We start from the raw sequence: 12,721 nt of genomic DNA, 5'->3' as shown, positions 1-12,721 counted from the left end.
TTGGAAACAATCTCTAGTACGTATCATGTCCCACTCGTCATTTTCTCAATTTTTATTGCCATTTTAGCCTCATTCGCTGCTTTGGATCTTGGCATTCGAATTCATAAGGCCAAAGGTTCAGCGAGGCAAGCTTGGTTAGCTGGTGGAGCATTTGCCATGGGAATGGGCATTTGGTCGATGCATTTTGTTGCGATGTTAGCATTTCATTTGCCAGTAGCGGTCACCTATCAACTGTCTACCGTAATCTATTCGATAATACCCGCGTTATTTGCATCTTGGTTAGCGCTACACATTATCAGCCGGCCCATAATGCGTAAATCACATGTATTTATCGGTGCAACGTTTATTGCATGTGGTATTGTTTCTATGCATTACATTGGCATGGAAGCGATGGTGATGGGTGCTACAATTGTATATAATCCCTTTCTGTGGGCGCTTTCTGCCATCATTGCATACGTTGTTTCACTGGTTGCACTCCTGTTACTATTCTCTATCAAACAGAATGCAAGTTCGCCTCGAATTCTGTTAAAGAAATTAGGGAGTTCCTTGGTTATGGGCGTCGCTATCTGTGGTATGCACTATACAGGCATGGCGGCTGCAACTTTCAAGCATGAACATGCACATACCGTTACAGATCTTACTTTTAATACGACGTTGTTAGCGTATCTTATAGGCTTTGGTGTTTTGTTCATTCTTGGGCTAGCCTTCATCAGCACGTTTATTGATAAAAGGTTTGAGTCCCAACTATTGATGTCGGAGAAAAGATTTCGCTCGGTCGTAGAATCAGCTCATGATGCGATTATTTTGGCGGATGACAAAGGGACAATCATTTCATGGAATAAAGGAGCAACCCTTATTTTTGGTTATGAGGAAGGGGAGCTTATTGGTGAAAAGCTTCGAACTATTTTTCCTAATCGCTACTTAGCTATTCATCAAGAACGGTTGGAAATGCTTCTAGCTACCCAAGATCCCAACGAGCTGGGGAGAACGCATGAATTACAAGGGTTAAGAAAAGATCAATCGGAGCTGCCAGTTGAGCTTTCTCTTGCCGTTTGGAAAGAAGAAGGCAGCACGTATTTCAGCTGTATCATTCGAGATATTTCAGAAAGAAAAAGAACTGAAGAGAAAATCAATCAGATGGTATATCGGGACCCTCTAACAGGTCTACCTAATCGTCTTTTATTGAATGATCGTCTCGAACTAGCTTTAGATCAAGCTCATGAGAATCAACAAATCATTGGTATTATGTTTATAGATCTGGATCGGTTTAAGTATATTAATGACACACTTGGTCATGCCATGGGCGATAAACTACTGATTGATGTAGCGAAACGATTTGAGGCTTGCATCGGTAAAGGTGATACGGTTTCGCGGCAGGGTGGCGATGAATTTATTGTTCTTTGGACGAACACAACCACGGATGAAATGATAAAGAATGCGACCAAAATGGTTCGTATCTTCTCAGAATCGTTTAATATCCTTGAACATGAATTATTTGTTACACCTTCTATCGGAATTAGCCTATATCCATCGGATGGTGGAGATATTGAGACATTAATTAAGAATGCAGATACGGCGATGTATCGGGTGAAAGAACATGGTAAGAATAACTTCCAGTTTTACACGCCAGAAATGAACGAGACCGTGACCAAAAAAATGCAGATGGAAATCGGTCTGCGCAAAGCTTTGGAGCGAAATGAATTTAATGTATATTACCAGCCGCAGATTGATGTGAGTTCGGGCAAGATTATCGGTGTGGAAGCACTTATTCGATGGCAACATCCAGAGTGGGGCCCTATATCACCGACAGAATTCATTCCTTTAGCAGAAGAAACTGGATTAATCATTCCAATTGGTGAATGGGTGCTCAATGAGGCTTGTCGTCAAAATAAAGAATGGCAGGATCAAGGTTTTGCTCCTCTCCGTATGGCCGTTAACATCTCATCTAGGCAATTTAAGCAAAGTAATTTAATAGATATTGTGAGTAAAGCGTTAGACGTGTCTGGGCTAAATCCCGAATACTTAGAACTTGAGCTGACGGAAAGTATTATTCAAGATTCCAAGTATGCGATAGAAACGATGCACGAACTTAAACTAATGGGTATCTTTTTATCGATCGATGATTTTGGTACGGGGTATTCTTCCTTGAATTATTTGAAACTTTTCCCTATCGACAGCTTAAAGATCGATCAATCGTTTACTCGTAATATGTTTGATGATATCAAGGATGCTGCACTCGTACATACGATTATATCAATGGCACATAATTTGGATTTAAAGGTAATTGCAGAAGGCGTAGAGACGAAGGAACAACTGCAATTTTTATCACAGCGTGATTGCAATGAAGCGCAAGGCTACTTATTTAGCCGTCCGGTTCCTGCTAAGGAGATGACGGGTATAATTAAGCAACAATATACGTATGGTTAATCCATTTTAATGCCTCCTCTTTCGAGGAGGTTTTTCTATTCTGCGTGTTATGGAGACAATATGGATATACAGGTAGCTTTTGTGCTATAATTTGATATTGGGTTAATACAATTAAGAGCTATATTTATAGATAAAGGGAAGTGAATTCATCATGTCAAAGGAGAACCAAAATACATCGGACTTAAAATCCGACAAGGTTAAGGATTACTCCAAATACTTTGACTTCTCGGATGCGAAAGTGTTAAGCCAAGAAGAGGGTAAAACAACGTATCGAATTAAAGGTCGGAATATCCAAATCAATTCTGCTCCCAATTATAAGGATGAGAAGCAACGTGGTAAAGAGGAAATTCAGGTTCATTACGATTTTGCTATTCCGGAAGATATGCAGCAATTTGGTGCGGATAAATTTTATCTCATTACTACCTATGGTTGTCAAATGAATGAACATGACACCGAAGTGATGAAGGGTCTTTTCGAACAAATGGGCTATACGGCTACAGAAGACAAGCAAATTGCAGATGTCATTTTACTTAATACTTGTGCGATTCGGGAGAATGCCGAGGATAAAGTGTTCGGTGAGCTTGGTCATTTGAAAACATTGAAAGCGCAGAAGCCAGGTTTAATTCTTGGGGTATGCGGATGTATGTCGCAAGAAGAATCGGTTGTTAATCGTATTATGCAAAAGCATGCTTTTGTTGATATGATTTTCGGTACACATAATATTCATCGTTTGCCAAGCCTTTTGAAGGATGCCTATTTCGATAAAGAAATGGTTGTAGAGGTATGGTCCAAAGAAGGCGATATCGTTGAAAATCTCCCCAAAAAACGGGAAGGTATCCGTGCTTGGGTTAACATTATGTACGGTTGCGATAAGTTCTGTACGTACTGTATTGTTCCATATACACGTGGTAAAGAGCGAAGCCGTAGACCGCAGGACGTTTTGGCAGAAGTCAGGGATTTGGCTCGTCAAGGCTTTCAGGAAATTACGCTACTTGGACAGAATGTCAATGCTTATGGCAAAGACTTTGAAGATATAACGTACACTTTCGCTGATTTGATGGACGATATTCGTAAGATTGATGTTCCACGTATTCGTTTCACGACCTCGCATCCGCGCGATTTCGATGACCGCTTGATTGAGGTACTTGGCAAACGAGGTAATCTCGTTGAGCATATCCATTTACCTGTTCAAGCTGGAAATACCGAAGTGTTAAAACGGATGAGTAGGAAGTACTCGCGAGATCATTATTTGCAGCTTGCGGGTAAAATTAAAGCGACAATGCCGGATGTCGTGTTAACAACGGATATTATTGTTGGGTTCCCAGGTGAGACGGATGAGCAGTTCGAGGATACGATGACGTTGTACGAGGAAGTTGGCTTTGATTTTGCGTTTACGTTCATTTATTCGCCTCGCGTAGGTACACCAGCAGCTGAAATGGAAGATAACGTTCCCATGGAAGTGAAAAAACAACGATTGTACCGTCTGAATGAGCTGGTTAATAAATTAAGCAAGGAAAGTAATGAGCGCTTGTTAAATCAAACCGTGGAAGTCTTGGTTGAAGGTGAGAGCAAAACCAATACCGATGTGCTTGCCGGTCGTACTAGAACGAATAAGCTTATCCATTTCACAGGAGATCCGTCCTTAATTGGTCAAATCATTGATGTGAAAGTGACTCATGCACAAACGTGGATTTTGAAAGGTGAAATTGTACCAAAGCCTCTTCAAATATCCGTCTAAAAATTTCGATCAGGATAATAGGAGCGTGTTAAGAAATGTCCCAATGTGATCATGCACATAATGATAATCAGCCTCATGCATTTGAAGTCGAGGAGTTTACGAATACAGAAATGATCGTTCGTGAAGATATTTTGGAAAAAGCGAAGGAATTAGCGGCTTTACTGACAACTTCTAATGAAGTTCAGTTCTATCAAAAAGCGGAAAAGCAAATCGCAACAAATCCGGATATCCAAGGGCTAATCAGTGCGATTAAGAAAAAGCAAAAAGAGATTGTTGCTTTCGAAACGTTCCAAAACAAGAAAATGGTGGAAAAAATCGAGAATGAAATCGAAGTTCTTCAAGATGAATTAGATGGCATTCCGATTGTTAATGAGTTTAAACAAACGCAAGAGGATATTAACTATTTGCTTCAGCTCGTTATGTCAGTCGTCAGAGACACAATTTCCGATAAAATTAATGTTGAAGCAGGCGCGGCAGAAGCTCCGACTTCTTGTGACTAAGTTTGCCATGTAGAAGGTAAGAAATCGCCATCAACGAGCACAGCAACGGCTTACTTGAGTGGCGATTTTTTTTCAAAAGAATAGAAATTATATGGACTTACGTGAAGGAGAGTTGTCATGCTGACAGTTCGAAATTTAAGTAAAGTATTTCCTCCGGACAATCAGGTCCTATCGCAAGTGAGTTTTCAAGTAGATGCAGGTGAATTTATTGCTGTAATCGGCAGCAGCGGCAGCGGGAAGACAACGCTTCTTCGTTGTATTAGTCATCAAGAGAAATGGACAAGCGGTCAGCTCATCTATAATTCGAATGATATTACAAAACCAGGTCCATGGGACCGTTTTAAATTAGGTAAGGATTTCGCTTACCTCGAAGAGAAACCTTTTCTAAATCGGAATAAAAGCGCTGTCAAGAATGTGTTGATGGGGAGGGTGTATCAAGCCCCACTTCGGATGGTTACAGGCTTATCGTCGAGAAATGAGAAAATCGATAGCATGGAATTTTTGGAAAAAGTTGGTCTGCTGGATAAAGGAGAAAAGAAAGTTGGTCAGCTTAGCGGTGGAGAGCAGCAACGTGTTGCCATTGCAAAAGCATTGATTCTTGGCCCTAAGGTGCTCGTGGCCGATGAGCCGGTATCTGGACTTGATCCGAAATCTACAGAGTACATTTTGCAAGATTTGAAGTCATTGTGCAAAGAACGGAACATGACGGTTATCGCAACACTGCATAAGGTTGAACTCGCTGAGCGTTTTGCGACTCGAATCTGGGGTGTGTCGGAAGGTCGAATCGTATTAGATATTCCTGCTCGACCACTCACATTGAACGAGAAAATGCTTGTTTTTGGTCAAATATGATTAAGGTCTTATTCGTTTGTTTGGGCAATATTTGCCGTTCGCCAATGGCGGAAGCCGTGTTTCGTCATCAAGTGAAGGAAGCGGGACTTGAGGATGTCATCTCCATTGATTCAGCGGGTACTGGAGATTGGCATATTGGTCATCCACCACATCAAGGTACACGCGATATTCTTGACGCTCATGAGATCAGTTATGAGGGTCTACAAGCTAGGCAGGTACGCTCAGATGATTTCCATCTCTTTACTTATATCATTGCGATGGATGAGAGTAATGTCGTGAATCTTTCTTCATTTGCTCCTGAGTTAGTGGGAGATGGTAAGCACGCAGCTATACATAAACTGTTAGATTTCTCCAGTAATAATCCGATGACGACCGATGTACCGGATCCCTACTATACAGGGAAGTTTCAAGAAGTATATGAGATGGTAGAGGAAAGCTGCAGTCGCTTGCTTGCTTTTATCGTGGAGAAAGAGAAATTGGCAACTTAGTTGCGTAATTATAAAAAAGCAAGCTAGATAAGAGTGAACTCTTAGTCTAGCTTGCTTTTTTGTGATTGATTAGTACTGCTGGAAAACAATCGAACACTGTGTTCCACGGTTGAGACTGCTAGAGAAAGAAATCTTACCATTCATCTTCTTGATTAAACTTATGACAACGACAAGTCCAAGACCTGTCCCATGTTCCTTGGTCGTATAGTAAGGCTTGCCCAAGGAGTTTAATTGCTTATCCGTCATACCGACTCCTGTGTCTTCAATCGAGATCTGTACTGCACTGGGATGCTTGCAAGTACGTAGTGACAGCCTGCCGCCATTGGGCATAGCTTCAATTGCATTCTTGACGAGATTTAGTAAGCATTGACGAAGTTTCTGAGACTCACCAAGAATATAAAGAGGTGCTTCACAATCATGTGAGATATCGATGGCAATTTTAAAATCAATTGCGTATGGTGTAATAAATCGAATGGTATGTTCTAGCTCTTCTTTAACATCAAGTTGTTCTTGCAAGTCGAGTGAAGGCCTCGCATAGTTGAGGAAATCCGTTAATAGGCTTATGGCTTGGTCCACACCGGTTAATGCATAGTCAACATATCTTCTGCGATCCGTAATGGATAGATCTGATCTCAGTAGTAATTGAAGAAAACCACGCGTAGAAGTCAATGGATTTCGGATTTCATGTGATACGGTAGCGGACAACTCAGCGAGCATGCGATTTTTATCTAAATGAGTGATATGATTTCGCTGCATTTCATATTTGTTAATAAAATAAAGTAAAACGATCATAACCCAAAGCGAGATGAATGCACATCCAATAACATAGCCAGCATATAAGGAAATTGGAGCTAAGACATATGGCGCCAGTGGTGCATACAAGAGTTCATACACGAGAAGAATGGCAGTTGCATACGTTAGTTTTATCATCAAAGAAGCATGCCTAACGCGATTTCGAACTAGAAAGCCGAGAATGAGTAAAAATGTGCTGCTAAGCAGAGCGGGCTCCCAATAATAATTGAGGACGAACATGCAACCGATGTTGAAAATAATCCAGGTCATGATCGTTGGTGCAATGCCTACGCTTAATGTGACAAAGAGCAAACAGACAGGTACTAGTTGTAGGGAGTAGATCAGAGGGTCTATATCCGCAAAGTTCCAGTATAAGAAAATAAAGGTGCCTAGTATGAATGTGAAAAAGAGAATTAACTGCCGTTCCTTGTGCATGAAATGTGGTGCAATAATAAGATGAATGAAGGAAGCACTCAAGATGTAGAAGAGATTATGAAGCTCATTGGCAATGATGAAATGAAGCAATGATAAGCATCCTTTCCATAAATCGACAATTAGGTAATTGTTTCTACATTATCTCACAAATGCGAATTGAATCAAGTGAATTGACCTGTTTGTAATGCTAAAGATTTCATAAAGACTTATAGTCATTGAAGTATAAACCGCTGTATAATGAAGAAAACATAGTTTGCAAACGTTTACAAGTTTGAGGATTTGAAGCCGAGGAGAGATGTGAATGCGGTTGTGCTCACAGGTGTGCGGTGTTGTGTTTAATCCGATTGAAGACGATTATGTAGACGTTTGTGAAGATTGTGAGGCACGGGAGAATGACATAGACGCGGACCGGGAATCGTTTAGTTTCTATTTGGGAAAATGCGGACTGATCATTGATTATTTGCTTTAAATGGCTGATTTAAAAAAAGGTTGATTACCAGCCATTTCTTGTTACAATAATAGTAGATTTATTATTCACACTATTCACTCTATATGCGGTTCATTTTTGAAAGGAGACCAAGCATGGTAACTTTACCTAAATTGAACGATCTCGGCTTTTTCGAGATAAGACTGGAATCCATCGGCGGTCTAGGCGCGAATCTAGCAGGCAAGATGCTAGCAGAAGCAGGAGTCGTTGGCGTTGGTTTGAACGGTGTCAGTTTCTCTTCCTACGGGTCTGAGAAGAAAGGTTCTGCAGTAAAAGCACATATTCGATTTTGTGACATGGATACGAAGATTCGGGATACATCGCCCGTTGAACGACCGCATGTTGTAGGTGTTTTTCATGAATCACTTTCCAAAACTGTAAACGTTATCAGTGGCATCTATGAGGATAGTACCGTGTTAGTAAATTCAACTAAAACACCTGATGAACTGAAAGAGAAGATGAAACTTCGCGGGGGTACGATTGCAGTCATTGATGCAATTGGCATTTCACTTGAAGAGAAGAACCGCGTTAACATGGCGATGTTAGGAGCTATGTTCAGATTATGTGATTTCCTTGATCCGGATGTCATGCGCGGTGTTATACGGAAGTCTCTTGAGAAGAAATACCCACTTGCGGTCGCTCCAGCTTTGCGGACATTTGATCGTGGCTACAATGAAGTGGTTTTCCAAACGTATACGCTTCCAGAAGGGGAGTCCATGCCAGATTTTGTCCGGTATGATACCCCAGTCTTGGGCTTCGCTACGCAGCCTATCGGTGGTGTGGTTACGAATCCAGGTAATAGTATACTGAAAGATTTGAGCATATCCCGTGCAGGGATGATGCCGCATTTTCATGAAGACAAATGTATTCACTGCGCTTCTTGCGATAATGTATGTCCTGATTTTTGTTTCGTATGGGATGAGCTCCCCGACAAAAAAGGTCGTCCCCAAATGTTCCTGCAAGGCATAGACTATCAGTACTGTAAAGGTTGTCTTAAATGTGTACAGGCTTGTCCAACCGATGCGCTCTCTAGTGAGCGTGAAGAAGATGGTTATGCTGATCTAAATCGCATGCCTCATCGTTTCAATCTAGCTATAAACTCTTAGAGAGTATTTATGGGAGAAGGGTGGAACTACACGCATGTCCATTGATATTAAGCAGGAATTTGGGGTAGCCAAGGTCGAACAGCGCATCGTGTATGAATCAGGGAATGAGATGGCTGCCTATGCAGCGCATCAAATTAATTATCATGTTATGGGATACTTTCCGATTTCACCATCCACGGAAGTAGCTCAGTTTCTAGATCTCATGAAGTCCAATGGACAGCATGATATTGTGTTAATTCCTGCCGACGGTGAGCATGGTTCAGCAGGTATATGTTATGGGGCATCAACTGCTGGCGGACGCGTATTTAACGCGACAAGCGCCAACGGTTATTTGTACATGTTGGAGCAAATGCCGGTACAATCCGGAACACGTTTTCCAATGGTTATGAACTTGGTTTGCCGGTCTGTTTCCGGGCCGCTGAATATTCACGGCGATCATTCTGATCTTTATTATGCTTTGAATACCGGATGGCCAATTGTGATGTGTCGTGACCCGCAAGCTGTGTATGATATGAATATTATGGCGCTCAAATTAGCCGAGGATCCTGAGGTGCGCCTACCTGTTATGGTAGCTTCAGATGGTTATTTCACCTCACACCAAAAGCGCAGAGTACAAACCTTTGCACATCGGGCTGATGTGCAGGCATTCGTAGGTGAGAAGCCACAGGGCTTCCCAGATACCTTGGATCGCAATAATCCGATTACTGTCGGACCTTATATGAATGAGCCGGATTACATTAATAATTGTTATCAACAGTCGATGGCGATGTATAACGCCGAAGGTGTCTATGACCGTATTCGGCAGGAGTATGCCGAATTGACAGGTCGTGACTATCCGATTCTGGAACTATATCGGATGGAGGACGCGGAAGTCGCGGTATTCCTGATGAATTCGGCCTCCGAAATCATCAAGGATGTCGTCGACCAGCTCCGCGCAAAGGGCATTAAAGCAGGATCGATTGCGCCCAATCTGATCCGTCCATTCCCAGCCAAGCAAATTGCTGAGGCGCTGGCGAACGTGAAAGCGATCACGGTTGGCGATCGCGCGGATTCCTATGGCGGGCATGGCGGCAACATGGTCAATGAAATTAAAGCGGCGCTGTTCACCCATGGGAACAGAGACACGCTTGTCATAAGCCGAATCTATGGCTTAGGTGGCAAAGACTTTTATGCTGAAGATGGGCATAATCTGTTCCAATTCGCCATTGACGCGATGGAAAGCGGCAAGGTTGAAGTGCCTTTTGACTACTACGGGCATACGCCTGGAGATCCTTCGAAAGCACCGAAGCGGGTATTGACACCCATGAAGTATGAGGATTTGAATACAGGGCTTATTACGGTCACACCTGATGAGAATACGGGGAAACTGAATGTGCGCATTCCGCCGTTGCGGTCCTTAACGAAGAAGCCTAAGCGAATTGCTCCAGGGCATGGCGCGTGCCCAGGCTGTGGTATTTTCTCGGGACTAGAATTGTTCTTCAAAGGGATTGAAGGCGATATAGTTTCCATTTTCCACACAGGCTGTGCGATGGTTGTAACGACGGGGTATCCGTATTCGGCTCATAAAGCTACGTATATCCATAATTTGTTCCAGAACGGCGCAGCCACCTTGTCAGGCGTTGTAGAGATGTTCTGGGAGCGGAAGCGACGCGGAGAACTTGATCATTTGGGGTTAAAGGACGATTTCACGTTCGTCATGATAACAGGTGACGGTGGGATGGATATCGGAATGGGCCCAGCGATTGGTGCTGCACTTCGTAATCATAAAATGATCATCCTGGAATACGATAATGAAGGTTACATGAACACAGGTGCACAGTTGTCGTACTCAACGCCAATGGGACATCGGACATCTACATCCAATGTCGGGAAGCATCAAGGTGGTAAGGTATTCCATCATAAGGATACCGCACAAATCATGGCCGCAACTCACATTCCTTATGTCTTTACAGGTTCTGAAGCCTATCCGCAGGATCTGGTGAAGAAAGCAGCGAAGGCGCAGTGGTACGCACAGCATGAAGGATTGGTGTATGGCAAAATCCTCATTGCTTGCCCATTAAATTGGCTGTCGGATGACCAAGAAGGCTCTAATATCGTTGGTGCTGCAGTTGATTCCTGTTTCTTCCCGTTATATGAGGTCGAGCATGGGGTCACGTCGATCACTTACAATCCAGAGGATAAGAGTAAGAAGATTCCACTTTCGGATTGGTTGAAAACGATGGGCAAAACGAAGCATCTTACGAAACCGGAGTATGAAGGCTCACTGAAATCGTTCGAGACGGAAGTAGAGCGTCGTTGGAATATGCTGAAAGCGAAGCATGAGAATGCGTATTTGTAAAACGGAGTAACCGTTTTGTAGGAAACACGCATACAAATGGAGGCACATTCCCCTTGTGGTGAATGTGCCTTTTTATGAGGAGGATAAGAAAGATGCCCTATGTTCTGCAGCATAAAGAAACTGAACAAATTTACACAACAACACTTGTTAACCATTACGGACTTGCTTATTATGGGGTGAAATTCTGGGTAGAGCAAGAGGAAGCGAATGAGCAAGCCCACGCTTATTTGGAGTCTCAAGCTGTCCAAGATCCAAGCTGTTGGCAAGTAATTGAATGGGAAGAGAGCGAGATGAAAATAAGTAATGTCAAGCTAAAAAACTCTTCCGTTTGGCAGCTATTTTGGTCAGCAATAACGCGAAAGCCAGAAGTGCGAAAACTGGAAATTTAAACCTTGGCGTCAATAGGCTTATCGCCTTGCATCCTTTACCAATAATCGCTACCAATCACCTATATTCGCATTTAACCCCCTCAAACTATAATAAGGGTACGAAAGAAAATTTTAACATCATACCCAGTGGAGGGAAAGACGATGAGAAAGTGGACGATGGTTATTGCGGTATGTATGATAACTTTCATGGCGTTATTACCTAAAGCTGTACAAGCTGAAGATGACGTTGTGACGAAGGCTCAAATTGTTGCAGGTGTAAGTTTCCGAGACCAACCAAGCACTTCGAGCAAGGTGCTGCGTATGCTGAAGACGAATGAAATCGTAACGGTGACCGCATATCCGACAGCGAATTGGTTTCAAGTGAAGGATGCACAAGGCGTAAGTGGTTACGTATCAACAAATAGCAAATACATAACGATTGTAAGCAATGCACAAATCAATTATGGCGTTAATTTCCGTACATTACCTTCATCGGATGCAAGTTCTGGTTCGAAAGTCATTCGTATGCTTGCCAAAGGTGAAGAGGTACTTGTCACGGATAAAGTGAATGATAGTTGGTACAAAGTCATTGATGCTGATGGCATTAGTGGTTATGTGAGTACAAGCGCCAAATACATAACTGCGGATTTCTCGGTTATTAAACCGAATATGCCCGTTGCGGCTGAAATTGAAGCTGTCATTGATGCTGGACAAGTCTACTTAGGAACACCTTATGAATTCGGTTCACCTCGCAATGATCCATCGACGTTTGATTGCTCTGATTTTGTTCAGACGATGTTCTGGGACGCGCTTCGTTTGTCCTTGCCGAGTGATTCCGCTTCCCAAGGGATGTACGTTCGTTCGGAAGGCTCTATTGTAAAGGATTGGACCAAGCTGAAGAGAGGAGACCTTCTATTCTTTAGCAGCTATAAAGGATCCAAAGCATCTGATTACGATGGAATCAATGTCTTGACGGAGCCGATTACCCATGTTGGTCTCTATTTAGGCAATGGTCAAATGCTACACACGTATTCCGTTGAATCCGGCGGTGTTCGCGTAGATACGATTGCGGGTAAACAGTGGGATAATCGATTTTTGTATGGCGGCAGTGTTTTAAAATAAGTTGATGGTTCGAACAGGCAATGTATGCCATATACTATAGAAAGAGGCGGGTGCTTGCCTTGAGCATC

At 42.6% G+C, this 12,721-nt stretch carries 11 protein-coding genes; 10 read left to right on the top strand and 1 reads right to left on the bottom strand.

Annotated features, from left to right (window positions below; all coding sequences use genetic code 11):
- The 5 genes from AC58QM_RS18445 (at position 1) to AC58QM_RS18425 (ending at position 6,005) form a co-directional block, all read left to right on the top strand.
- Positions 1-2,427, top strand: a complete 2,427-nt coding sequence (locus tag AC58QM_RS18445; protein WP_497286377.1) for an EAL domain-containing protein — start codon at positions 1-3, stop codon at positions 2,425-2,427.
- 151 nt (positions 2,428-2,578) lie between these two features.
- Positions 2,579-4,165: a tRNA (N6-isopentenyl adenosine(37)-C2)-methylthiotransferase MiaB gene (gene miaB, locus AC58QM_RS18440; RefSeq protein ID WP_497286376.1), complete on the top strand. Its 1,587-nt coding sequence runs from the start codon at positions 2,579-2,581 to the stop codon at positions 4,163-4,165.
- Positions 4,166-4,200: 35 nt separating this feature from the next.
- Positions 4,201-4,665: a YlbF/YmcA family competence regulator gene (locus AC58QM_RS18435; RefSeq protein WP_497286375.1), complete on the top strand. Its 465-nt coding sequence runs from the start codon at positions 4,201-4,203 to the stop codon at positions 4,663-4,665.
- 117 nt (positions 4,666-4,782) lie between these two features.
- Positions 4,783-5,517 carry a phosphonate ABC transporter ATP-binding protein gene (locus AC58QM_RS18430; protein ID WP_497286374.1) on the top strand — a complete coding sequence of 245 codons (735 nt, stop codon included), beginning with the start codon at positions 4,783-4,785 and terminating at the stop codon, positions 5,515-5,517.
- Positions 5,514-6,005 (top strand): low molecular weight protein-tyrosine-phosphatase, encoded by a 492-nt coding sequence (locus AC58QM_RS18425; protein ID WP_497286373.1) that lies wholly within the window; start codon positions 5,514-5,516, stop codon positions 6,003-6,005. The genes AC58QM_RS18430 and AC58QM_RS18425 overlap by 4 nt, the downstream gene beginning before the upstream one ends.
- A gap of 69 nt (positions 6,006-6,074) precedes the next feature.
- Here AC58QM_RS18425 and AC58QM_RS18420 read toward each other — a convergent pair whose 3' ends face one another.
- Complete coding sequence (locus AC58QM_RS18420; RefSeq protein WP_497286372.1) at positions 6,075-7,322, bottom strand: ATP-binding protein; 1,248 nt, start codon at positions 7,320-7,322, stop codon at positions 6,075-6,077.
- Between the two features lie 211 nt (positions 7,323-7,533).
- On the opposite strand from AC58QM_RS18420, the gene AC58QM_RS18415 reads away from it, so the two are divergent.
- The 5 genes from AC58QM_RS18415 to AC58QM_RS18395 all read left to right on the top strand — a co-directional run bounded on the left by AC58QM_RS18415 (position 7,534) and on the right by AC58QM_RS18395 (position 12,653).
- Entirely contained in the window at positions 7,534-7,701 is a 168-nt protein-coding gene (locus tag AC58QM_RS18415; protein ID WP_497286371.1) for a hypothetical protein, read from the top strand.
- 113 nt (positions 7,702-7,814) lie between these two features.
- Positions 7,815-8,825: a 2-oxoacid:acceptor oxidoreductase family protein gene (locus AC58QM_RS18410; protein ID WP_497286370.1), complete on the top strand. Its 1,011-nt coding sequence runs from the start codon at positions 7,815-7,817 to the stop codon at positions 8,823-8,825.
- A 34-nt stretch (positions 8,826-8,859) separates the two neighbouring features.
- A complete protein-coding gene (locus AC58QM_RS18405) occupies positions 8,860-11,163 on the top strand; it encodes a thiamine pyrophosphate-dependent enzyme (RefSeq protein ID WP_497286369.1) in 2,304 nt (767 codons plus the stop codon).
- Positions 11,164-11,255: 92 nt separating this feature from the next.
- The gene (locus tag AC58QM_RS18400; protein WP_497286368.1) at positions 11,256-11,552 is read left to right on the top strand and encodes a hypothetical protein; all 297 of its coding nucleotides are present in this window, start codon (positions 11,256-11,258) and stop codon (positions 11,550-11,552) included.
- A gap of 141 nt (positions 11,553-11,693) precedes the next feature.
- Entirely contained in the window at positions 11,694-12,653 is a 960-nt protein-coding gene (locus tag AC58QM_RS18395; RefSeq protein ID WP_497286367.1) for a C40 family peptidase, read from the top strand.
- The last annotated feature ends 68 nt before the right edge of the window (positions 12,654-12,721 follow it).

This window comes from Paenibacillus sp. J22P165, from assembly GCF_059692015.1.
This window is presented reverse-complemented; position numbering and strand designations above follow the sequence as displayed.